This window comes from Pseudomonas sp. UYEF17, from assembly GCF_040546125.1.
GTDB classification, from domain to species: Bacteria; Pseudomonadota; Gammaproteobacteria; order Pseudomonadales; family Pseudomonadaceae; genus Aquipseudomonas; species Aquipseudomonas putida_Z.
Map to the genome: position 1 here is coordinate 172,426 of NZ_JBEPNE010000002.1, position 22,641 is coordinate 195,066.

The 22,641-nt window shown below is 63.7% G+C and carries 16 protein-coding genes and 2 pseudogenes; 13 read left to right on the forward strand and 5 right to left on the reverse strand.

Annotated elements, in window-relative coordinates; all coding sequences use genetic code 11:
• The first annotated feature begins 267 nt into the window (after positions 1-267).
• From ABIB24_RS03650 to ABIB24_RS03685, 8 genes are all read left to right on the forward strand, one after another.
• A complete protein-coding gene (locus ABIB24_RS03650) occupies positions 268-1,950 on the forward strand; it encodes a fatty acid--CoA ligase (protein WP_354316141.1) in 1,683 nt (560 codons plus the stop codon).
• Between the two features lie 332 nt (positions 1,951-2,282).
• The gene (locus ABIB24_RS03655) at positions 2,283-4,154 is read left to right on the forward strand and encodes a DUF1302 domain-containing protein (RefSeq protein ID WP_354316142.1); all 1,872 of its coding nucleotides are present in this window, start codon (positions 2,283-2,285) and stop codon (positions 4,152-4,154) included.
• Between the two features lie 25 nt (positions 4,155-4,179).
• The gene (locus tag ABIB24_RS03660) at positions 4,180-5,544 is read left to right on the forward strand and encodes a DUF1329 domain-containing protein (RefSeq protein WP_274078955.1); all 1,365 of its coding nucleotides are present in this window, start codon (positions 4,180-4,182) and stop codon (positions 5,542-5,544) included.
• Positions 5,545-5,883: 339 nt separating this feature from the next.
• Positions 5,884-8,601: a winged helix-turn-helix domain-containing protein gene (locus ABIB24_RS03665; protein ID WP_274078954.1), complete on the forward strand. Its 2,718-nt coding sequence runs from the start codon at positions 5,884-5,886 to the stop codon at positions 8,599-8,601.
• Positions 8,602-8,759: 158 nt separating this feature from the next.
• Entirely contained in the window at positions 8,760-10,367 is a 1,608-nt protein-coding gene (locus ABIB24_RS03670; protein WP_025337710.1) for a response regulator, read from the forward strand.
• The gene (locus tag ABIB24_RS03675; RefSeq protein WP_025337711.1) at positions 10,364-11,056 is read left to right on the forward strand and encodes a sensor histidine kinase; all 693 of its coding nucleotides are present in this window, start codon (positions 10,364-10,366) and stop codon (positions 11,054-11,056) included. The genes ABIB24_RS03670 and ABIB24_RS03675 overlap by 4 nt, the downstream gene beginning before the upstream one ends.
• Before the next feature lie 337 nt (positions 11,057-11,393).
• Complete coding sequence (locus tag ABIB24_RS03680; protein WP_137162999.1) at positions 11,394-12,038, forward strand: MBL fold metallo-hydrolase; 645 nt, start codon at positions 11,394-11,396, stop codon at positions 12,036-12,038.
• 108 nt (positions 12,039-12,146) lie between these two features.
• Positions 12,147-12,866, forward strand: a complete 720-nt coding sequence (locus tag ABIB24_RS03685) for a YiaD family glycine zipper/OmpA-like lipoprotein (protein ID WP_013970946.1) — start codon at positions 12,147-12,149, stop codon at positions 12,864-12,866.
• 136 nt (positions 12,867-13,002) lie between these two features.
• Here ABIB24_RS03685 and pta read toward each other — a convergent pair whose 3' ends face one another.
• The gene (gene pta, locus ABIB24_RS03690; RefSeq protein WP_274078953.1) at positions 13,003-15,090 is read right to left on the reverse strand and encodes a phosphate acetyltransferase; all 2,088 of its coding nucleotides are present in this window, start codon (positions 15,088-15,090) and stop codon (positions 13,003-13,005) included.
• Between the two features lie 31 nt (positions 15,091-15,121).
• Entirely contained in the window at positions 15,122-15,424 is a 303-nt protein-coding gene (locus ABIB24_RS03695; RefSeq protein ID WP_123085333.1) for a DUF3565 domain-containing protein, read from the reverse strand.
• On the opposite strand from ABIB24_RS03695, the gene ABIB24_RS03700 reads away from it, so the two are divergent.
• Entirely contained in the window at positions 15,423-15,908 is a 486-nt protein-coding gene (locus ABIB24_RS03700; RefSeq protein WP_003259610.1) for an FKBP-type peptidyl-prolyl cis-trans isomerase, read from the forward strand. The two genes, ABIB24_RS03695 and ABIB24_RS03700, sit on opposite strands and share 2 nt — an antisense overlap.
• Positions 15,909-16,052: 144 nt before the next feature.
• Positions 16,053-16,535: a glutathione peroxidase gene (locus tag ABIB24_RS03705; RefSeq protein ID WP_025337716.1), complete on the forward strand. Its 483-nt coding sequence runs from the start codon at positions 16,053-16,055 to the stop codon at positions 16,533-16,535.
• A gap of 131 nt (positions 16,536-16,666) precedes the next feature.
• On the opposite strand, the gene ABIB24_RS03710 is transcribed toward ABIB24_RS03705, so the two are convergent.
• Positions 16,667-17,857 carry a glycosyltransferase family 4 protein gene (locus tag ABIB24_RS03710; protein ID WP_274078952.1) on the reverse strand — a complete coding sequence of 397 codons (1,191 nt, stop codon included), beginning with the start codon at positions 17,855-17,857 and terminating at the stop codon, positions 16,667-16,669.
• A gap of 302 nt (positions 17,858-18,159) precedes the next feature.
• Here ABIB24_RS03710 and ABIB24_RS26780 point away from each other — a divergent pair.
• Positions 18,160-18,759: pseudogene (locus ABIB24_RS26780) on the forward strand (PAS domain-containing protein); the annotation flags it as partial.
• A gap of 228 nt (positions 18,760-18,987) precedes the next feature.
• Positions 18,988-19,347: pseudogene (locus ABIB24_RS26785) on the forward strand (methyl-accepting chemotaxis protein); the annotation flags it as partial.
• 171 nt (positions 19,348-19,518) lie between these two features.
• Here ABIB24_RS26785 and cysZ read toward each other — a convergent pair.
• Positions 19,519-20,247, reverse strand: a complete 729-nt coding sequence (cysZ, locus tag ABIB24_RS03720; RefSeq protein WP_085587379.1) for a sulfate transporter CysZ — start codon at positions 20,245-20,247, stop codon at positions 19,519-19,521.
• A 328-nt stretch (positions 20,248-20,575) separates the two neighbouring features.
• Here cysZ and trxB point away from each other — a divergent pair, with 328 nt between their 5' ends.
• Entirely contained in the window at positions 20,576-21,538 is a 963-nt protein-coding gene (gene trxB, locus ABIB24_RS03725) for a thioredoxin-disulfide reductase (protein WP_025337720.1), read from the forward strand.
• 166 nt (positions 21,539-21,704) lie between these two features.
• Here the strand turns inward: trxB and nadC are convergent, their stop codons facing one another.
• A complete protein-coding gene (gene nadC, locus ABIB24_RS03730) occupies positions 21,705-22,553 on the reverse strand; it encodes a carboxylating nicotinate-nucleotide diphosphorylase (RefSeq protein ID WP_046616049.1) in 849 nt (282 codons plus the stop codon).
• Positions 22,554-22,641 lie beyond the last annotated feature (88 nt).

The window sequence follows — 22,641 nt, forward strand, 5'->3', positions numbered from 1 at the left end:
CGGTGTCGCGGCCATTCGCGGGTATTGCACCATTGCAACGGCTGGTGCAGTACCTGTGGGAGCGGGTTTACCCGCGAATAGGCCATCAGCTTCACCACATAACCTGAAGCTGCCGCCGCAGTGTCTAGTTCAACCTTGCCGCCCGTCAACGCCCGCCACTCATACCTTCATCACGCAAATCATTCCTTCGGCTGATTTAGCCGTCACATTGGCGAACTACAGTGGTTCCCAGACTTGTCCGGCCCGCTTTCCAGAAAAGGGATACCCATGTTGCAGACCCGCATCATCAAGCCCGCCGAGGGCGCCTACGCCTACCCCCTGCTGATCAAGCGACTGCTGATGTCTGGCAGCCGCTATGAAAAGACCCGCGAAATCGTCTACCGAGACCAGATGCGGCTGACCTACCCCCAGCTCAACGAGCGCATCGCGCGCCTGGCCAACGTGCTGACCGAAGCCGGGGTAAAGGCCGGTGACACCGTGGCGGTGATGGACTGGGACAGCCACCGCTACCTGGAATGCATGTTCGCCATCCCGATGATCGGTGCGGTGGTGCACACCATCAACGTGCGCCTGTCGCCCGAGCAGATTCTCTACACCATGAACCACGCCGAAGACCGCGTGGTGCTGGTCAACAGTGACTTCGTCGGCTTGTACCAGGCCATCGCCGGGCAACTGACCACGGTCGACAAGACCCTGCTGCTGACCGACGGCCCGGAAAAGACAGCCGAGCTGCCCAACCTGGTGGGCGAGTACGAGCAACTGCTGGCCGCTGCCAGCCCGCGCTACGACTTCCCGGACTTCGACGAGAACTCGGTGGCCACCACCTTCTACACCACTGGCACCACCGGCAACCCCAAGGGTGTGTACTTCACTCATCGGCAACTGGTGCTGCACACCCTGGCCGAAGCTTCGGTGACTGGCAGCATCGACAGCGTGCGCCTGCTGGGTAGCAACGACGTGTACATGCCCATCACGCCGATGTTCCATGTGCACGCCTGGGGCATTCCCTACGCCGCCACCATGCTGGGCATGAAGCAGGTGTATCCGGGGCGCTACGAGCCGGACATGCTGGTCAAGCTGTGGCGCGAAGAGAAGGTCACCTTCTCCCATTGCGTGCCGACCATCCTGCAGATGCTGCTCAACTGCCCGACCTCCCAAGGTCAGGACTTCGGCGGCTGGAAGATCATCATCGGCGGCAGCGCACTCAACCGCTCGTTGTACCAGGCCGCCCTGGCACGCGGCATCCAGCTGACCGCCGCGTATGGCATGTCCGAGACCTGCCCGCTGATTTCCGCCGCCCACCTTAACGACGAACTGCAGGCCGGCAGCGAGGATGAGCGCGTCACTTACCGCATCAAGGCCGGCGTGCCGGTGCCGCTGGTGGAGGCGGCCATCGTCGACGGCGACGGCAACTTCCTGCCTGCCGATGGTGAAACCCAGGGCGAGCTGGTGCTACGGGCGCCGTGGCTGACCATGGGCTACTTCAAGGAGGCGGAGAAGAGCGAGGAGCTGTGGCAGGGTGGCTGGTTGCACACCGGCGATGTCGCCACGCTCGACGGCATGGGCTACATCGACATCCGCGACCGCATCAAGGATGTGATCAAGACCGGTGGCGAATGGATTTCCTCGCTCGACCTCGAAGACCTGATCAGCCGCCACCCGGCCGTGCGCGAAGTGGCGGTGGTAGGGGTGGCCGACCCGCAGTGGGGCGAACGCCCGTTTGCCCTGCTGGTGGTGCGCGAAGGCCAGGACATCGACGCCAAGGCGCTGAAGGAACATCTCAAGCCGTTCGTCGAGCAAGGGCACATCAACAAGTGGGCGATTCCAAGCCAGATCGCCGTTGTTACCGAAATTCCCAAGACCAGTGTCGGCAAGCTCGACAAGAAACGCATCCGCCAGGACATCGTCCAGTGGCAGGCCAGCAACAGCGCGTTCCTCTCCACGCTGTAACCGCCATGCGGGTCGCGTACCGCAGCACGCGACCCGCATGCTAGAGGGGTGGAACCTTGCCAAACGGCAGAAATACGCCATCCTTTAGCACTGCCAGCGCGCAGCCGGGGCAACATGGCAGCGAGTTGGTCGCACGGAGCGCAAATCACACTTTAGAGGGATCAAGCGCCTGTGCCTTGCTGGCTATAGTCGGGGCCAGGGGATTTTCAGGAATGGGGGAAGGCGATATGCGCAAGCCGTGTCGCCGCGGGCGCAAGCCTGCAAACCGGTCGCTCGGGCCGTTCTTGAAAGGACTCACTGCCATAACAAAAAAAGTACATGGAGTAGCGTCGATGAAATCTGCAAACCTGTTCTGGCGCCGGGCCAAGTTGCCCCTGGCTGTCAGCCTTGCTTCCACGCTCGCAAGTCCTGCTTTCGCTGTCAGTTTCAACATTGGTGAAATCGAAGGCCAGTTCGACTCGTCGCTCTCCATCGGCGCCAGCTGGTCGACGGCCAACCCCAACAAGAACCTGATCGGGGTGAACAACGGCGGCAAGGGCCTGTCGCAGACATCCGACGATGGCCACCTGAACTTCAAGAAGGGCGAAACCTTCTCCAAGATCTTCAAGGGCATCCATGACCTGGAGCTCAAGTACGGCGACACCGGCGTGTTCGTCCGCGGCAAGTACTGGTACGACTTCGAACTGAAGGACGAAGGCCGCGAGTTCAAGGACATCAGCGACTCCAACCGCAAGGAAGGCGCCAAATCGTCCGGTGCCGAGCTGCTCGACGCGTTCGTTTACCACAACTACTCCATCGGCGATCAGCCAGGCTCGGTGCGCCTGGGCAAGCAGGTGGTGAGCTGGGGTGAAAGTACCTTCATCGGTGGCGGCATCAACTCGATCAACCCGATCGACGTAGCTGCTTTCCGCCGTCCGGGGGCCGAGATCAAGGAAGGCCTGATTCCGGTCAACATGTTCTACATCTCGCAAAGCCTGACCGACAACCTGTCGGCCGAGGCCTTCTACCAGATCGAATGGGACCAGACGGTCGTCGACAACTGCGGCACCTTCTTCTCCCAGCCGGACATCATTGCCGACGGCTGTACCGACAACCTGCGCGTGTTGTCTAGCGGCCGAACCCTGGGGCAACTACCACCTCCCGTGCAGGGGCTGCTCGCCGCCACTGGCGTCAACTACAACGATGAGGGTGTGCTGGTGCGCCGTGGCGCCGACCGTGATGCGCGGGATAGCGGACAGTTCGGCGTTGCGTTCCGCTATATGTTCGAGCCGCTGGACACCGAATTCGGCGCGTATTTCATGAACTACCACAGCCGAGCACCGATCTTCAGTGCCACAGGCGCTTCGCAGGCGGTGTTCGACGGGGTCGCCGCGCTGCCAGCGCGTTTGCGTCCTCTGATTGTCGCGGGTAACTCGCAGTACTTCGTCGAGTATCCAGAAGACATCCGCCTGTACGGCTTGAGCTTCTCCACCACGCTGCCTACCGGTACCGCCTGGAGCGGTGAACTCAGCTATCGCCCCAATGCGCCGGTGCAGCTGAACTCTACCGATATTCTGTTCGCTGGTGTCACACCACTGCCCGGGTTCAATGATGCGTCCGTGCTCAAGGGCACGGCGGGGCAGGACCTGCACGGCTACCGCCGCAAGGAAATCACACAGTTCCAGACGACCTTCACTCACTTCTTCGACCAGATCATGGGTGCCAGTCGCCTCACAGTGGTTGGTGAAGTCGGTGTTACCCACGTCGGTGGATTGGAGAGTACCAGTAAGGCCCGGTACGGCCGCGACCCAGTCTTCGGCCCTGGCGAGCTGCCTAATGGCATGTGTACCGCGCTCAACCAGACCACCATTGACGGCTCTGGCCTCGGTAGCTCCACCGCCAACTTGTCGCGCAACTGCGAAAACGATGGTTTCACCACCACTACCTCGTGGGGTTACCGCGCTCGCGCAATCTGGGACTACAACGACGTCTTCGCCGGGGTCAACCTGAAACCCAGCGTGGCTTGGTCGCATGACGTTTCCGGCTATTCGCCTGGCCCAGGCGCCAACTTCGAGGAGGGCCGCAAGGCCGTCAGCCTGGGCCTGGACGCCGAGTACCAGAACACCTACACGGCAAGCCTGTCGTACACCAACTTCTTCGATGGCAAGTACACCACCGTGGATGACCGCGACTTCGTCGCCCTCAGCTTCGGCGTGAACTTCTAAGCATACAGATCCAGGACGACACGACATGAACAAGACCAGAAGTCTGCTGCAAGCCGGTGTGCTGGGCCTGTCCCTGCTGGCGACCAGCGTCATGGCTGCAGTATCCGCCGACGAGGCGGCCAAGCTGGGCAGTACCCTGACCCCGATGGGCGCCGAAAAGGTCGGCAACGCCGATGGCTCGATCGGCCCGTGGGAGCCGCTGTCGAAGAGCGCGGGCAGTGCCGACGGCAAGGGCTTCCTGTCCGACCCGTACGGCAGCGACAAGCCGCTGTTCACCATCACCGCGCAGAACGCCGACCAGTACAAGGACAAGCTCTCGCCGGGCCAGCTGGCCATGCTCAAGCGCTACCCGGACACCTTCAAGATCCCGGTATTCAAGACCCATCGTGGCTCCACGGTACCGGCCGACGTGTTCGCCGCCATCAAGGAGAACGCCACCAAGACCACCCTGGTAGAAGGCGGCAACGGCCTGAGCAACTTCCGTACGGCTGTACCGTTCCCGATCCCCAAAAGCGGCCTGGAGGTGATCTGGAACCACATCACCCGCTACCGAGGTGGCAGCGTCAGCCGCCTGGTGACCCAGGCTACGCCGCAGCAGAACGGCTCCTTCAACCCTGTGTACTTCTCCGACCAGTTCGTCTTCCGCGACAAGATGAAGGATTACGACCCGAACAACCCGGGCAACATCCTGTTCTACTTCAAGCAGGAGGTGACCGCGCCCGCGCGTCTGGCCGGTACCGTGCTGCTGGTGCACGAAACCCTCGACCAGGTGAAGGAACCGCGCAAGGCGTGGATCTACAACGCAGGCCAACGCCGCGTGCGCCAGGCACCGCAAGTGTCGTACGACGGCCCGGGTACCGCCGCCGACGGTTTGCGCACCTCGGACAACCTGGACATGTTCAACGGTGCGCCGGACCGCTATGACTGGAAGCTGGAAGGCAAGAAGGAGATGTACATCGCGTCCAACGCCTTCAAGCTCGACGACCCCAAGCTCAAGTACACCGACATCATCAAGGCCGGGCACATCAACCAGGACCTTTCCCGTTACGAGCTGCGCCGCGTGTGGCACGTGGTTGCGACCCTCAAGCCAGGCCAGCGGCACATCTATGCCAAGCGTGACTTCTACATCGACGAGGACACCTGGCAGGCTGCGGTGATCGACCAGTACGACGGCCGTGGCCAGCTGTGGCGCGTGTCCGAGGCACATGCCCAGCCGTACTACAACGTGGAAGTGCCGTGGTACACCCTGGAGACTATCTACGACCTGCAGTCGGGCCGTTACCTGGCCCTGGGCATGAAGAACGAAGAGAAGCGCGCCTACGACTTCGGCTTCAGCGCCAGCAAGGCGGACTTCCAGCCAGCGGCACTGCGCCAGTCGGGTATTCGCTAAGTATCACGCAACCTCGGAGCGCCCCGGCTTGACCGGGGCGTTTCATTTTCCTGTTCTGGCCTGTTCGCGGGCACGCCCGCTCCCACAGGTACTGCACTGGACTTGAAACCTGTGCAATCCCTGTGGGAGCGGGCGTGCCCGCGAAGAGGCCGGAACAGGCAATAAACCTGCTGAATACCTCCCCAAACCCCCGCCCCAGCCCCTGTCCATCAGCCATGTTGCTTTTTGTCGCAGTCTTTTCCAGGGGAATTGCGCCCATCATCTTCAAATGCGCAGCGTTACCCGCTAGTCTCGCAAGCATCCATACCGCCGTAGTCTTCCAACCAGAACGAGCCGGCCATGACAGATCTGTCCCGTACGCATGGATTCGCCAGCCAGGCCCTGGGCCTGCTGGACGGGCGTTTCTTCCGGCCGCCCTTGCCGGACGGCCATGTGCCGCGCCTGCGCCTGTGTCAGCGGCTGCAAGCCGGCCTCGGCGGGCGGCTGTTGCTGGTCAACGCCCCGGCGGGGTTCGGCAAAAGCTCCCTGGCCATCGAATTTTGCGAAGCGCTGCCCGAGCACTGGCGTAGCCTGTGGCTTGGCCTGAGCCAACGGGATGCCGACCCTGGCCGCTTCCTCGAACGCCTGCTCGAAGGCCTGCAGCAGTACTGCCCGGCGCTGGGCGGCCAGGCCATGGGCCTGCTGAAAATGCGCCAGCGCCACCAGCCGTTCGCCTTCGAGGAATGGCTCGACGGCCTGCTCGACGAGCTGGCGCTGTACCTGCAAGCCGATACGCCCTTGTTGCTGGTGCTGGACGACTATCACCTGGCCCAGGGGCCTGTGCTCGACCGTTGCCTGCAGTTCTTCCTCAATCACCTGCCCCCCGGCCTGGTGCTGCTGGTCACCAGCCGCCAGCGCCCGGACTGGCACCTGGCGCGCCTGCGCCTGTCGCGGCAATTGGTCGAGCTTAACGAACAGGACTTGCGCCTTACCGCTGAAGAGTCGCTGGCGGTGATCGGTCGCCAACCCACCGGGCTACGTGGCCAGGCCCTGGACAACCTGATCCAGCGCAGCGACGGTTGGGTGGCCGGGTTGCGTTTCTGGCAACTGGCGGCCAGCGAGTCCGCTGACGAGCAGGCCTTGCCACAGGCCTTGCATGGTGGTGAGGGCCTGATCCGCGACTATCTGCTGGAAGAAGTCATCGACATGCTGCCCGCCGATGTGCAGGCCTTCCTGTACGAAACGGCCTGCCAGGAGCGTTTCTGCGCTCCATTGTGCGATGCCGTGCGCGGCCGCCACGACAGCGCCGCGATCCTGCGCTTCTTGCAGGCGCACCAGGTGTTCCTGGTGCCGCTGGACGAGCATGGCCACTGGTTCCGCTATCACCACCTGTTCTCCGACCTGCTGCGCAGCCGCCAGGCCAGCGAGCCGCTGGCCGGCCTGCAGTTGCGTGCCTGCCGCTGGTTCGAAAGCCAGGGCCTGCTGGACGAAGCGGTGGAGCAGGCGCTGCGGGCCGGTCACCTCGATGTCGCCGCCGACCTGGTGCAGAGCCTGTCCGAGGAGCAACTGCTGGCCGAACAGAACGTCGGCATGTTGCTGCGCTGGAAGATGGACCTGCCCGACAGTCTGCTGATCAGCACGCCGCGGCTGATCGTGCTGTACAGCTGGGCGTTGGGCCTGGCGTGCCAGCTGGACGCGGCCGAGGAGCTGGCGGGTTATCTCAGCCGCTTCCTGCCCGCGCCCTCGGCGACCGCGCAAAAGTCCATGCTGGCCCAGTGGCTGGCGCTGAGTGGTGTGATCGCCCGGGGCCGTGGCGACCGCGAGCGCACCCTGGCCTATTGCGGTGAGGCGCTGCAGAGCCTGCCGAGCAAGCGTTATGGCCAACGTCTGGTGTGCCTGTCGACGCTGTCCAACCTGGCGATTGCCGATGGCGATTTCTGGCGGGCCCGCGGCTGGAACCGTGAGGCCCTGGAGCTGGCCCAGCGCGTTGGCAACCCGTTGTTCGAGGCCCTGGCCCATTACGACCGGGCGCGGGTGCTGCATGCCCGTGGCGAGGTGTTGCGCGCACTGGACGAAGTGCGCGAGGGGCTGCAACGTCTGCAAGGGCTGTCGGCACAGCGGCTGTATGCCGTGCGCGCCCGCCTGACGCTTTACGAAGGCTACCTGCTGGTATCGCGCCTGCAGCCGTCCCAGGGGCGTGCCCGCTTGCGTGCGGGGCTGGGCGAGGCGCGGGCCTGCCGCGATATCAGCGTGCTCATCGGCCACTGCGTGATCGCTACGCTCGATGGCCGGGAAGGGCACTTTGCCGAGGCTTTTGCCGAACTGGCCGAGGCCGAGCGGCTGATGCACATCTGGGATGTGCCGCCGGTCTACTACCTGGCCATGATCACCTTGGTCAAATGCGAGTTGTGGCTGGCACAGGGGCGCATCGACCTGGCCGAGTCCTGGCTGTTGCGCCTGGGCCAGACCTATGGTGGCGAGCAACCGGCGGCGGCCCCGGAGTTCCACCCGTTGCTGCCGTTGCACATCGCCTTGCAGCAGGCATCGCTCGAACGTATCCAGTCGCGTAGCGATGACGCGGCGCAACGCCTGGCCAGCCTGGTCGAGCGCGGCCAGGCCAGTGGCGGCATGATGCTCAGCGTCAGTGCCCTGTGCCAGTGGCTTGGCTTATTGCTGGGCGAAGGCCGGGAAGAGCAGGCCGCCCAGTTGTTGCCACGGTTGCTGGAGGCAGCCCAAGGCGGCGTGCTGCAACCGTTCCAGCCTTTGCTGGAGCAGCACCCGCAGTGGCTTCTCGAACAGCTGCAGGCAGTTGCCGCCTGCTCGGTGCAGGGTGAACTGCTCAAGCGCCTGCCACCGCTGCCGAGCGTCAGCACCGGCAGCGGCGAAGCCCTGAGTAGCCGCGAGCTGGCCGTGCTCGAGCTGATTGCCCAAGGCTGTTCCAACCAGCAGATCAGCGAGCGGCTGTTCATTTCCCTGCACACGGTGAAAACCCACGCCAGCCATATCAACAGCAAGCTGGGGGTGGAGCGGCGTACCCAGGCGGTGGCCAAGGCCAAGTCCCTGGGAATGCTGGCGTGAAATAGCCCTGCAGAGCCTTGTTCGCTAAAGTGATGGCGCCAGGCTATCGTTCGTGGCCGCCAGCGCTCTACCCTCATCTTTCCCGACCAGCTGCCGATACAGCTATCGGTGGCATCGCCTCGCGCGATTTTTCAATCATTCCAAGGCAGGTCGTGTTGATGCTGCAGTACGGGCAAAAGAGCTTTCTGATCGTCGACGACTTTACCGACTTTCGCACGTCGACCCGTTCCATGCTGCGCGAGCTGGGCGTACGTGACGTGGACACCGCCGACAGCGGCGAGCAGGCGCTGCGCATGTGCGCGCAAAAGCGTTATGACGTCATCCTGCAGGACTTCCACCTGGGCGACGGCAAGAAGAACGGCCAGCAGGTGCTCGAAGACCTGATCCTCGACAAGCACATCAGCCATGAGTGCATATTCATCATGGTCACGGCCGAGAGCAGCCAGGCCATTGTCCTCAGCGCCATCGAGCACGAGCCTGATGCCTACCTGACCAAGCCGTTCAACCGGGTTGGCCTGGCCCAGCGCGTGGAGAAGCTTTACCAGCGCAAGACCCTGCTCAAGCCGATCCTGCAGGCCCTGGACCGCAATCGCCCGGCCGAAGTGCTGGCGGCCTGCGCCGAGCTGTGCAAGCGCGACCCACGCCTGGCCCCGCTGTGCCTGCGCTATCGGGCCGATGCCTTGCGCAACCTCAACCGTTTCGAGGAGCTGGAGAAGTTCCTCAAGGCCATCCTGGCCAGCCGCCCGCAGCCGTGGGTGTACTCGGCGTTGGGCAGCCTGATGCACAAGCGCGGCCAGAATGCCCAGGCCCAGGGCGTGTATGAGCAAGCGCTCAAGGCCTTCCCGATCATGCCAGGCCTGTACGATGGCATGGCCGAGGTGCTGGTGGCCCAAGGCGAAACCAGGCGTGCGCAGAACATGCTTGAAGAAGCCGTGCGCCTGTCGCCGCTGTCGGTGCGCCGGCAGTCGACGCTGGGCAAGCTGGCGTTGGAAAACGAAGACTTCGAGAGTGCCTCGAAGGCGTTCCGCCATGCGGTGAACCAGGGCCAGAGCTCACGCTACAAGGACCCCGAGAACAACCTGGGGCTGGTGCAGGCGCTGATGAGCAGGAATGCCGGCTTTGGCCTGGATGCGCGCACCCGGGTCGAGATCAACAGCACGCTCAGCGAAGTAGCCAAGGAAAACCCCGAGGACCAGGGCCTGCAGGTGCGTGCCCGCATGATGAAGGCCGCCAGCCTGCAGCAGGCCGGCGATCCTGAAACGGCTGCCAAGCTGACCGAACAGGCGATCCAGCGCCTGGACAAGATGAACCAGTTCTTCTCGGTCGATTCGGCCCTGACCGTTGCCGCGCAGTTGCAGGCCATGGGGCAGGAAGCCGCCGCCATCGGCGTGCTGAGGAGCTGTGTGGAAAGTTATGGCGACGACCCCAAGGTCATGGAGAGGGTCGGCAAGCTGACGGACGACCCCAGCGTGCTCAACGCCATTACCGAAGCGGTCACCCTCAATCGCCAGGGTGTGCGCAGTTACCAGGGGGGGCAGCTCGGCGAGGCGTTGCAGCTGTTCCGCAAGGCGCTGGGTTTGCAGCCGAAGAACATCAGCATCGCCCTCAACACTGCCCAGGCGCTGCTGCGCATCGGCGGAGACAGCCCTCAGCCCGCGATCATGCAGGAGTGCCGCGACGCCCTGACCAGCGTGGCCGGCATCCCCGCCAGCGACAACCGCTACGACCGCTACCGCAAACTGCACATCCGAGTGTTCGGCGCATGAATCAAGACAACCAGGGGCTGGATTTTTCCACGGTGATCGCCTCCACCGTGCACGACCTGAAGAATTCCCTGTCGGCGTTGATCCAGTCCCACAACCAGTGGATGCAGCGCTTGCCCGAGGAACTGCGCGGTGGTGCCGAGCAGGGGGTGATGGAGCATGAGTTTCGCCACCTCAACGGCATGCTGGTGCAGTTGCTGGGGTTGTACAAACTGGGCGTGAACCAGTTGCCGGTGTGCCCGGACTACCACGAACTGGACGATTTCATCGAAGCCCAGCTGGCTGCGCACGAGGAAGTGCTCAAGCACAAGGACATCCTTGCCACCTGGCGCATTGACACCGACAACCCGCTGGGCTTCTTCGACCGCGAGCTGGTGGCCTCGGTGATCGCCAACGTGATCACCAACGCCACCCGCTTTGCCGCGCATGCCTTGCTGATCACCATCGAAGAGGCAGACAACCAGTTGGCCATCTGCGTCAACGATGACGGCCCGGGTTATCCACAGCGCATGCTCGAACGCCAGGAAGAATTCATCCAGGGTATCGACTCGACCAGCGGCAGTACCGGCCTGGGCCTGTATTTTGCCGCGCGGATCGCGGCACTGCATGAAAGCGGCGGGGTGCGCGGGCGGATCGAGATCTCCAATGGCGGGGCGCTTGGGGGTGGGTTGTTCAGGTTGTTCTTGCCTTAGGATGTGTGGTGCCTGTGAGATCGAGCGCCGCCCGCGCGGCGCTTCGCAGCACAAGGCTGCTCCTACATCTGTTTCGGACCAGTTATTCCTGAGGCAGAGGCGCGCGGGCCCTTGGCGTCCATCTCCATATCGCGTCGGACAAACAACGCGGTCGCGTGCAATGGCCCAGGCGTTACTGGCCCGAAACAGATGTAGGAGCAGCCTTGTGCTGCGAAGCGCCGCGTGGGCGGCGCTCGATCTCACAGGCGCCACACATCTCAAGACATGAACCTCGTGCACCCACCCCAATTTCCTGTCAGGCTCTCAGCAGAACTCCAGCTTTGCCATCGAGAACACCATGACCCAAGCCCCGCCTGCGCTCATCCGCGAAACCTTCCCCGTAGGCCCCCTGCAGTGCAACTGCACCCTGATCGGCGACCCGCTTACCAAAAAGGCCATCGTCGTCGACCCGGGCGGTGACCCGGACAAGATCCTTGCTCGCCTGCTGGCCCACGGGCTGACGCTTGTGAGCATCATCCACACTCACGCTCACTTCGATCACTTCCTTGCCTCGGGCAAGCTCAAGGAACTGACCGGCGCAACGCTGCACCTGCACAAGGACGACCAGGCGCTGTGGGACAACCTGGAAATGCAGTGCCAGATGTTCGGCGTGCCCTACACTCCGGTACCTGCGCCAGACCGCTGGCTGGGGGATGACGAGGAGCTGGCCTGCGGTTGTGGCGTGGCCCTGCATACGCCAGGCCACACGCCGGGCTCGATGAGCTTCTGGTTTGCCGACGCCAAGCTGCTGATCGCCGGCGATACCCTGTTCCGCCGTGGCATTGGCCGTACCGATTTGTGGGGTGGCGACCAGCGGGCCATCGTCCGTTCGATCAAGGAGCGGCTGTATCGGCTGGACGAGGAGGCCGTCGTGGTGACCGGCCACGGGCCTGATACCCGCCTGGGCGACGAAATGCGCGAAAACCCCTTCGTGCGTGCCTGATGGCACATGAAGGCACTTTCATGGAATTTTTTGTTGCCGATGCAATCCAAGGCTGGCATAGATCCCTTTATGATCTGCCGCATTCATGAATTCAGTAGGAGCTTGTCCATGTTCACCATGCGTCGTCTGATTATCGTCGCAACCGCCGCTGCCCTGATGACCGGCTGTGCCGGGCAGAACCCTTATGACAGCCAAGGGCAGGCGCAGGGCTCCACAGGGATGAGCAAGACCGCCAAGTACGGCGGCCTGGGCGCGCTGGCCGGTGCTATCGCCGGTGCCGCCATCGACCACAACAACCGTGGCAAGGGTGCACTGATCGGTGCCGCCGCCGTGGGTGCCGCCGCGGCCGGTTATGGCTACTACGCCGACAAGCAGGAAGCCGAGCTGCGCGCGCAGATGGCCAACACCGGCGTGGAAGTGCAGCGCCAGGGTGACCAGATCAAGCTGATCATGCCGGGCAACATCACCTTCGCTACCGACTCGGCCAACATCGCACCAAGCTTCTACTCGCCGCTGAACAACCTGGCCGGCTCGTTCAAGCAGTTCAACCAGAACACCATCGAAGTGGTCGGCTTCACCGACAGCACTGGCAGCCGCCAGCACAACATGGACCTGTCCCAGCGCCGCGCGCAGGCGGTCAGCACCTACCTGACCTCGCAGGGTGTGGATGCCTCGCGTATCACCGTACGTGGCATGGGCCCGGACCAGCCGATCGCCAGCAACGCCGACGCCAATGGTCGCGCGCAGAACCGCCGGGTGGAAGTGAACCTGAAGCCGATTCCGGGTCAGCAGTATGACCAGCAAGGTCAGGTTCAGCAGTATCCCTGATTGACCGCCGGGGCCGCTTTGCGGCCCTGTGGGAGCGGGCATGCCCGCGAACACCGGCGAAGCCGGTGCCATGCACCACAGTGTCTGCTTCGCGGGCATGCCCGCTCCCACAGGGGCTGCAAAGCAGCCCCAGCTTTTAGCCCGCCACGCTCGCCTGAATCGCTGTCAGGGCAATGGTATGCACGATATCGTCAACCTGAGCCCCGCGCGGCAAGTCGTTCACCGGCTTGCGCAACCCTTGCAGCATCGGCCCCAGGCTGACCCCGTCGGTGCTGCGTTGCACCGCCTTGTGGGTCGTGTTGCCGGTATTCAGGTCAGGGAACACGAATACCGTCGCCCGCCCGGCTACCGGGCTTCCCGGCGCCAGCTCCCGTGCAATCGCCGGGTTGGCCGCCGCGTCATACTGCAACGGCCCGTCGATCAGCAGCTCCTGCGCCGCGCCCTGTGCCAGGCGGGTCGCTTCGCGCACTTTCTCGACTTCCTCGTCGCTGGCCGAATCGCTTGAGTAACTGATCATCGCCACCCGTGGCGCGATGCCGAAGGCCTGCGCCGATTCGGCACTCTGCCGGGCTATTTCGGCCAGTTCGACAGCACTCGGGTGCGGGTTCATCACGCAGTCGCCGTACACCAGCACCTGCTCAGGGAACAGCATGAAGAACACCGACGACACCAGGCTCGAACCCGGCGCGGTCTTGATCAGCTGCAGGGCCGGGCGGATGGTGTTGGCGGTGGAGTGCACCAGGCCCGAGACCAGGCCGTCCACTTCGTCCAAGGCCAGCATCATGGTACCGATCACCACCGGGTCTTCCAGTTGCTGCTCGGCCATTGGGGCATTTAGGTTCTTGCTCTTGCGCAGCTCGACCATCGGCTCCACATAGCGCCCGCGAATCACCTCGGGGTCCAGGATTTCCAGGCCCGGCGGCAAGGTGATGCCCTGGGCGCGCGCCACGGCATCGACATCCTCGGGCTTGGCCAGCAGCACGCAGCGGGCAATGCCGCGGGCCTGGCAGATGGCCGCTGCCTGCACCAGCAGCGGCTCGGCGCCTTCCGGCAGGACGATGCGCTTGTTGGCCTGCTGCGCCCGCTGGATCAGCTGGTAGCGGAACACTGCCGGCGACAGGCGCAGTTCGCGCGGGGTACCGCAACGCTGGTGCAGCCAGGCGGCGTCGAGGTGGCTGGCGACGAAGTCGGTGATGAATTCGGCGCGCTCGCGGTCGTCCACCGGGATTTCGCGGTTCAGCGAGTTGAGCTGGTTGGCGGTGTCGTACGAGCCGGTACTGACCGACAGGATCGGCAGGCCGGCCTGCAGGGCGCCGCGGCACAAGCCCAGGATGCGTGGGTCTGGCTTGCCGTCACTGGTCAGCAGCAGGCCGGCCAGCGGTACGCCGTTGATCGCTGCCAGGCTGACGGCGAGGATGATGTCGTCGCGGTCGCCCGGGGTCACCACCAGGGTACCCGAGGTAAGCAGCGGCACCGTGTTGGCCACGGTACGCGCACAGATGATGATCTTGCTCATGCGCCGCTGCTCGAAGTCACCGGAATTGAGCACCTGGGCACCTAGCAGGTCGGCCACGTCGCGGGTGCGCGGGGCGTTCAGTTCGGGCTGGTAGGGGATGCAGCCCAGCAGGCGGAAGTCGTTGCCGCGCAGCAGCGGCGAGTGTTCGCGCAGGCGGGTGGAAAAGTCCGCCATGCTTTCGTCGGTGCGCACCTTGTTGAGGATTACCCCGAGCACCTTTGGGTCGCGCGGGCCGCCGAACAGCTGGGCCTGCAGTTCGACCCGGCCGGACAACTCGCTGAGCACTTCGTTTTCCGGTGCAGATACCAGTATCACCTCGGCATCCAGGCTCTTGGCCAGGTGCAGGTTGACCCGCGCCGCATAGCTGGCGTGGCGCGTGGGCACCATGCCCTCGACCACCACCACGTCGTTGCCGATGCAGGCTTGCTGGTACAGGCGGATGATTTCTTCGAGCAACTCGTCCAGCTGGCCATCGCCGAGCATGCGCTCGACATGGGCCAGGCTCAGCGGCACCGGGGGCTTGATGCCGTGGGTGCGGGCGACCAGCTCGGTGGAGCGTTCGGGGCCGGTGTCACCCGGGTGGGGCTGGGCGATCGGCTTGAAGAAGCCGACCTTCAGCCCGGCGCGCTCCAGGGTGCGCACCAGGCCCAGGCTGATGGAGGTCAGGCCGACACCGAAATCGGTCGGCGCAATGAAAAATGTCTGCATGCGTGCTTCTCGAAATAAGCGGTGCAAGAAATTAACGGTCAAGGGTAGCGCTATCGGCCCCTTGTGCGCACCAGCCGCAAGCGAAAGGCTGGCCGATACGCTGCGCGCGCTGGGCGGGGTCGAGCACCCAGGGGCGTGCCTGCCACGGCGGCTGGTGGCGCAGGTGCTGGGTGTGGCCACAGGACAACTCGGCCACCCAGTGGCCCTCTTCGTCCTGATGGAAGCCGGTGATCCGACTGATGGGCCGTTGCTCGTCCGCGGTGCGTTCGCAATCGGGCGATGGCTTGGTTACACTTGTCCGCTCTACATACTTTTGCAAAAGGTCTTGCCCCATGCTGATCGCCGCCAACAAGGCTGTCTCCATCGACTATACCCTGACCAACGACGCCGGGGAGACCATCGACAGCTCCGCCGGCGGTGCACCGCTGGTTTACCTGCACGGTGCCGGCAACATCATCCCGGGCCTGGAAAAAGCCCTGGAAGGCAAGCAGGCCGGTGACGAGCTGAACGTTTCCATCGAGCCGGAAGATGCCTACGGCGAATACCTGGCCGAGCTGGTCAGCACCCTGAACCGCAGCCTGTTCGAAGGTGTCGACGAGCTGGAAGTGGGCATGCAGTTCCACGCTTCGGCGCCGGATGGTCAGATGCAGATCGTCACCATCCGCGACATCGACGGCGACGACGTGACCGTCGACGGCAACCACCCGCTGGCCGGCCAGCGCCTGACCTTCCAGGTCAAGGTAGTCAACGTGCGTGATGCCAGCGACGAAGAAATTGCTCACCGCCACATCCACGGTGAAGGTGGCCATCACCACTGATTTTCTGCGCTAAGCTCAGAAAGTCGCCAGGCGCTCGGGCAAGCCGATTTGCCTTCCTACGGGAGGTGGACGGTTTGGACGAGCGCCTTTTTAGTGGGCGGAATTCACCTGCGCGGCAACCGGGAACCTGAGAGGGGATTCATCATGAGTGCATTTCACGACCTGAAACTGGACGCGTTGAACGGCGGGGAGCTGCCCCTCGCACCGTTCAAGGGCCAAGTGGTGCTGGTGGTCAACGTTGCCTCCAAGTGTGGTCTCACGCCGCAATACAAGGCCCTGGAGAACCTCTACCAGGTTTACAAGGACAAGGGCTTCAACGTGCTTGGCCTGCCGTGCAACCAGTTTGCCGGCCAGGAGCCTGGCAGCGAAAAGGAAATCCAGGAGTTTTGCAGCCTCAACTACGGGGTGAGCTTCCCGCTGGGTGGCAAGCTGGAGGTCAACGGGCCGCAGCGCCACTCGCTGTACCGCCTGCTGGCGGGTGAGGGGGCGGAGTTCCCGGGGGACATTACCTGGAACTTCGAGAAGTTCCTGGTAGGCAAGGACGGGCGGGTACTGGCGCGTTTTTCGCCGCGCACGGCACCGGATGATCCAGCGGTGGTACAGGCTATCGAGAAAGCCTTGGCCTGAAGCGCCAGACGCGGTTTCTCTGCAGGAGCGGCCTTGTGTCGCGCTCGGGCCGCATAGCGGCCCCCGGATATCAGCATTGTCGCAACTATCGAGGGGCTGCTCTGCAGCCCGATCGCGACACAAGGCCGCTCCTACACAGATCGCGTAGCACCCAGCCTCGAAGCTGGTGAAGTCGCAGCCTGGTTCCGGGCTGCATGCAGATACCCCTCGAACTGCTCGACAATCGCCGGCCAGCCCTGGCGACTGGCATGCTTTCGCGCATTCAGGCGCACCCGGCGCAACGTCTCCTCTTCTTCCAGCAGCCAGCAGGCAGAGTCGATGAACGCCGCCTGGTCCCCCGGCATGGCCAGCGCACCGCTATGGCCATGGCGAATATGCTGCGCGGCGGCCGCCTCGTCATAGGCGACCACCGCCAACCCCGAGGCCATGGCTTCGAGCACCACATTGCCAAAGGTTTCGGTCAGGCTCGGAAACAGGAACAGGTCACCGCTGGCATAGTGTTCGGCCAGCACCTCGCCACGCTGGGCGCCGCAGAACACGGCATTCGGTACCTGCTGTTCGAGAGCGGCACGCTGCGGGCCGTCACCCACCATGATCAGGCGCAGGCGTTTGTGTGGATAAGTTTTCTGCAGGGCCTCCAGGCTTGGCCGCAGCAAACCCAGGTTCTTTTCTGCCGCCAGCCGCCCGACATGCAGCACGGCGATGTCGTCAGGGCCGAGCCCCCAGCTTTCCCGTAATGCGGGGCTGCGCCGGGCCGGGTTGAACAGGCAGGCATCGACCCCCCGGGCCAGTAGCTCCAGGCGTTCGAAACCGCGACGTTCTAGCTCCAGGCGCTGACTGAGGCTGGGTACCAGGGTGGTCGCCGTGCGCCGATGGAACCAGCGCAGGTAGTTGGTGAGCAGGCGCGTCAGCAGGCCCAGCCCGTACTGGCCGGAATACTGCGGGAAGTTGGTGTGGAAGCCGCTGACCACCGCTACCCCCAGGCGCCGGGCCGCGCGCAGTGCGCTGAGCCCAAGCGGCCCCTCGGTGGCGATGTACAGCACATCCGGGCGCTGCCGTCGCCAGCGGCGCAACAGCTTGTGCATCGACACCTCGCCCCATTGCAAGCCCGGGTAACCAGGCAGGGGCCAGCCACGGCACAGCATCAGGTTCGGGTCGTTGTGCAGTGGTGCTTCACCGGCCTGGCGCGGGCGCACCACTTCGATCTCATGGCCGCGTTGGCGCAACCCTTCGCTGAGCCGGCCAAGGGTATTGGCCACGCCGTTGATCTCGGGTGGGAAGGTTTCGCTGACCAGGGTAATGCGTAGGGCGGGTGTATTCATGACAAAAAGTGTCCGCCTGCTGGATTGCGCCAATGTGACTGTCATGTGACGTACAGATGACGCCTGATCGCCGACGCTTTTCGCCTTGTGAATTTTTCCTTGCAAGGGTGCTCAAGAGGGGGCACCGGCAGCCGATGAAGATGCATTCGACGATGCGCTCCAGGAGAGCGGTGATGTTCAACAACAAGCTCAAGCAAGAAATCCGGCAGTTACGCGAAGACCTGATGTCCATCGAACAGGTCAAGAGTAGCCTCGACAGCGAGATGCTGGTACTGCAACTCGACCCCCAGGGGCGGATCGAGATGGTCAACGGCAACTTCGAGAGCGAGATGCTCTACCGTGCCGAACAATTGCTTGGGCGCAACATCGAGGACATCGTCCCCGCCCATGTGAAGACGCTGGATTTCTACCAGCGCATGAAAGGCGCGATCAGCCGCGGTGAACACCTGAACGGTGCATTCCGCCTGCTGCGCGGCAATGGCCAGGAGGCCTGGTTACGGTCGATCCTGCAGCCGGTCAAGAACAGCGAGGGGCGCATCAAGTATTTCACGCTGCACTCCAGCGACCTTACCCGCACCATCGAGACCTCCCGCGAGCACGAAAGCCTGATCAAGGCGCTGATGCGCTCCACCGCCGTTATCGAGTTCGATCTCGATGGCACCGTGCTCACCGCCAACGAACGCTTCCTGGCCACCGTCGGTTACCGCCTGGAGCAGATCCGTGGCAAGCATCACCGCATGTTCTGCGAGCCGGAGGAGGCCAACTCGGCCGGCTATCAGGCGTTCTGGGACAAGCTGCGCCGTGGCGAGTACGTTGCCGACCGCTTCAAGCGTATCGATGCCCATGGCCGGGTCGTCTGGCTGGAGGCTTCGTACAACCCCATCTTCGATGCCCATGACGTGCTGTACAAGGTGGTCAAGTTCGCCACCGTCATCACCGAGCAGGTCAACCAGGAGCAGGCGGTGGCCGAGGCGGCGGATGTTGCCTACAACACCTCGCTGGGTACCGATGCCAGCGCCCGCAAGGCCACCGATGTGGTCACCCAGAGCGTCAGCGTGATGCGCGGGCTGGAAGCTTCGATGCAAGAGGCGGCAGAGGGTATCCAGGCACTGGATACCCAATCGCGGGTGATCGGTTCGATCATCAAGACCATCAGCGACATTGCCGGGCAGACCAACCTGCTGGCGCTGAACGCGGCCATCGAAGCGGCCCGCGCCGGCGAGCAGGGGCGGGGGTTTGCCGTGGTTGCCGATGAAGTGCGCCAGCTGGCCTCGCGCACCAGCACAGCCACCGAGGAAATCGCCCGGGTGGTGCAGCAGAACGAGCAACTGGCCCAGGCGGCAGTGGCGATCATCGACACCAGCAAGCGCCAGGCCGAGCAGGGGCTGGCGCTGGCGGACGAGACAGGGAGCGTGATTGTCGAGATCCAGGACGGGGCCAAGCGGGTGGTGGATGTGGTGGGGCAGTTTTCCAGCCGGTTGGGGCAGTAGGACCAGGATCAGACGCAGTCTGCTTCTTTGTGGGAGCGGCCTTGTGTCGCGAAAGGGCCGCAAAGCGGCCCCAGCAATTTGTGCATTAGTGCTGATATCCTGGGGCCGCTCTGCGGCCCTTTCGCGACACAAGGCCGCTCCCACAGGAGGCCGCGCAAGGTCCGAGAGGGATCAGTTCCGTTCCCGCACCCAGAACAACGTGGCCCCGGCCACCGCCGCCGGCATCATCAGCACGTTCACCAGCGGGATCATCAACGCCAGGTAGGTAATGCCGCCAAAGCCCAGGCTCTGCCAGCGTTTCTGGCGCAGCCAGGCGAGCATGTCCTGCCAGCTCATCTTGTTGTTGTCCGCCGGGTAGTCGATGTACTGGATAGCCATCATCCACACCCCGAAGATCAGCCAAAGCGGCGCCGCCACCACGTTGACCACCGGGATCAGCGACAGGATGAACAGGCCGATTGCCCGCGGCAGGAAGTAGCCCAGCTTGCGCATTTCACGGCCGAAGGTACGTGGCACCATGGCCACCAGTTCGCCCCAGCTGAACGCCGGGAAGTTGTCCTGCCCACGCACCACCACCTCGACCTTTTCCGCCAGGAAACCATTGAAAGGCGCGGCAATGATGTTGGCTACCAAGGTGAAGGTGAAGAACACCATCAGCACCAACAAGGCAACGAACAGCGGCCAGAGAATGTAGCTGAGGAAGCTCAACCAATCCGGCAGCGTCGGCATCAGGGCATCAAGCCAAAGGTCGAATTGATGCCCGGCGAAGTAGATCAGGCCGCCGAACAGCAGCAGGTTGACCGCCAGTGGCAGCAGCACGAACAACCGCAGGTTGGGGCTCAGCACCAGTTTCAGGCCTTCGCGCAGGTACTGGGGGCCAGAGAGGACAGGGGCTTGCATCGAGAGACTCCGCAGAGAAGGAAAACGCGCTGACCTTACCGAGTTTGCCGCGCCGACGAAAGGCGGGCAGCGGGCGGGAAACGGGCTGTAACAAAAGCAGCAGGGTTTGGCTATCGATGAAATCGCTGAATAGACGATGCCTATGAGGTGGATTGTCGAAGGATATTTCCTTAATCTTTGCGACCTCGCTACAGTGCGCTCAACTTTCCGCTTTCTGGGCCTGCGCGTTGTAGCCTTCCCCAAGTGCTGCGTGGGTCCTTTTTAATTTCCTGCTGGCGCAGCCGGTACACCGATGCCGGCCCAGCGGCCCGCTCGACAGGAGTTCGACATGTCTGAAGTACGTCATTCGCGCGTCATCATTCTCGGTTCCGGCCCTGCCGGTTACAGCGCCGCGGTGTATGCCGCCCGTGCCAACCTCAAGCCGCTGCTGATCACCGGCATGCAGGCCGGCGGCCAGCTGACCACCACCACCGAAGTCGACAACTGGCCGGGCGACCCCCATGGCTTGACCGGCCCGGCGCTGATGCAGCGCATGCAGGAGCACGCCGAGCGTTTCGAAACCGAAATCGTCTTCGACCACATCAACGCCGTCGACCTGGCCAACAAGCCCTTCACCCTGCAGGGTGACAGCGGCAAGTACACCTGCGACGCGCTGATCATCGCCACTGGCGCCAGCGCCCGCTACCTGGGCCTGCCGTCGGAAGAAACCTTCATGGGCAAGGGTGTTTCGGCCTGCGCCACCTGCGACGGCTTCTTCTACCGCAACAAGCCGGTTGCCGTGGTGGGCGGCGGCAACACTGCCGTGGAAGAGGCACTGTACCTGGCCAACATCGCCAGCAAGGTGACCCTGGTACACCGTCGCGATACTTTCCGCGCCGAGAAGATCCTGGTCGACAAGCTGCACGCCCGTGTGGCCGAAGGCAAGATCGAGCTCAAGCTCAACGCCACCCTGGACGAAGTGCTGGGTGACAACATGGGCGTGACCGGTGCGCGCCTGAAGAACAACGACGGCAGCAGCGACGAAATCAAGGTCGACGGCGTGTTCATCGCCATTGGCCACACCCCGAACACCTCGCTGTTCGAAGGCCAGCTGACCCTCAAGGACGGCTACCTGGTGGTCAACGGTGGCCGTGAAGGCAATGCCACCGCCACCAACGTCGAGGGCGTGTTCGCCGCCGGTGACGTGGCTGACCACGTTTACCGCCAGGCCATTACCTCGGCCGGTGCGGGCTGCATGGCGGCGCTGGATGTCGAGCGTTACCTGGACGGGCTGGCCAACGCTTCGTTCTGATCCGAGAGCGCCAGGGGGCCGCTTTGCGGCCCATTCGCAGCACAAGGCTGCTCCTACAAGGAGTTACGTACCCCCTGTAGGAGCAGCCTTGTGCTGCGAATGGGGGCGCAAAGCGCCCCCCAAAAAAACCGGCTCAATGGCCGGTTTTTTCATGCCTGCGATCAGCTCACAGACTCAACCGCATCGACAGGTCCACCGCCTTCACATCCTTGGTCATTGCACCAATCGAGATGTAGTCCACCCCAGTCTCGGCAATCACCCGCAAGGTAGTCTCGTTGACCCCGCCACTGGCTTCCAGCTTGGCCTTGCCCGCGGTAATGCGCACTGCTTCGCGCATCTCTTCCAGGTTCAATTCGTCGAGCATGATGATGTCGGCACCTGCGGCCAGTGCCTGGCGCAGTTCGTCCAGGCTTTCCACTTCGATTTCCACCGGCTTGCCCGGCGCAATGCGGTGCGCCGCCGCCACGGCCGCGGCCACGCCGCCGCTGGCGGCGATGTGGTTTTCCTTGATCAGGAAGGCGTCGTACAGGCCGATGCGGTGGTTGTCGCAACCGCCGCAAGTCACTGCATACTTTTGCGCCAGGCGCAGGCCCGGCAGGGTCTTGCGGGTGTCCAGCAGGCGCACCTGGGTGCCTTCCACCAGGTCGGCCAGGAAGCGCGCACGGGTGGCGACCCCCGACAGCATCTGCAGGAAGTTCAGTGCACTACGCTCACCACTGAGCAGTGAACGCGCGGGGCCCTCCAGATGGAACAGCGGCTGGTTGGCCGTGGCGCGCTCGCCATCGGCCACCTGCCAGTGCACGGCCACGCGCGGGTCGAGTTGGCGGAACACGGCATCGACCCAGGCGGTGCCTGCGATAACGCAGTCTTCGCGGGTGATGATGGTCGCCTTGGCCAGGCGCTCGGCCGGGATCAGCTGCGCTGTGATATCGCCACTGCCGATGTCCTCCAACAGCGCGCGGCGCACGTTGGCTTCGATTTCAGCGGTCAGGTCGGCAAGGCGTAGGTTCGGCATGGTCGGCTCCACAAGCTAGATGCCGGCGATTATAGGGCAGGGGGCCGGTGTGTACAGTCGCCTTGGCGATGACCTTTGGTCGGCCGGT

What these genes read in the sequence shown, in the direction of transcription:
- ABIB24_RS03650 (WP_354316141.1), top strand. Translation starts at nt 268, where the DNA reads ATGTTGCAGACCCGCATCATCAAGCCCGCCGAGGGCGCCTACGCCTAC.
- ABIB24_RS03655 (WP_354316142.1), top strand. Translation starts at nt 2,283, where the DNA reads ATGAAATCTGCAAACCTGTTCTGGCGCCGGGCCAAGTTGCCCCTGGCT.
- ABIB24_RS03660 (WP_274078955.1), top strand. Translation starts at nt 4,180, where the DNA reads ATGAACAAGACCAGAAGTCTGCTGCAAGCCGGTGTGCTGGGCCTGTCC.
- ABIB24_RS03665 (WP_274078954.1), top strand. Translation starts at nt 5,884, where the DNA reads ATGACAGATCTGTCCCGTACGCATGGATTCGCCAGCCAGGCCCTGGGC.
- ABIB24_RS03670 (WP_025337710.1), top strand. Translation starts at nt 8,760, where the DNA reads ATGCTGCAGTACGGGCAAAAGAGCTTTCTGATCGTCGACGACTTTACC.
- ABIB24_RS03675 (WP_025337711.1), top strand. Translation starts at nt 10,364, where the DNA reads ATGAATCAAGACAACCAGGGGCTGGATTTTTCCACGGTGATCGCCTCC.
- ABIB24_RS03680 (WP_137162999.1), top strand. Translation starts at nt 11,394, where the DNA reads ATGACCCAAGCCCCGCCTGCGCTCATCCGCGAAACCTTCCCCGTAGGC.
- ABIB24_RS03685 (WP_013970946.1), top strand. Translation starts at nt 12,147, where the DNA reads ATGTTCACCATGCGTCGTCTGATTATCGTCGCAACCGCCGCTGCCCTG.
- pta (WP_274078953.1), bottom strand. Translation starts at nt 15,090, where the DNA reads ATGCAGACATTTTTCATTGCGCCGACCGATTTCGGTGTCGGCCTGACC.
- ABIB24_RS03700 (WP_003259610.1), top strand. Translation starts at nt 15,423, where the DNA reads ATGCTGATCGCCGCCAACAAGGCTGTCTCCATCGACTATACCCTGACC.
- ABIB24_RS03695 (WP_123085333.1), bottom strand. Translation starts at nt 15,424, where the DNA reads ATGGGGCAAGACCTTTTGCAAAAGTATGTAGAGCGGACAAGTGTAACC.
- ABIB24_RS03705 (WP_025337716.1), top strand. Translation starts at nt 16,053, where the DNA reads ATGAGTGCATTTCACGACCTGAAACTGGACGCGTTGAACGGCGGGGAG.
- ABIB24_RS03710 (WP_274078952.1), bottom strand. Translation starts at nt 17,857, where the DNA reads ATGAATACACCCGCCCTACGCATTACCCTGGTCAGCGAAACCTTCCCA.
- cysZ (WP_085587379.1), bottom strand. Translation starts at nt 20,247, where the DNA reads ATGCAAGCCCCTGTCCTCTCTGGCCCCCAGTACCTGCGCGAAGGCCTG.
- trxB (WP_025337720.1), top strand. Translation starts at nt 20,576, where the DNA reads ATGTCTGAAGTACGTCATTCGCGCGTCATCATTCTCGGTTCCGGCCCT.
- nadC (WP_046616049.1), bottom strand. Translation starts at nt 22,553, where the DNA reads ATGCCGAACCTACGCCTTGCCGACCTGACCGCTGAAATCGAAGCCAAC.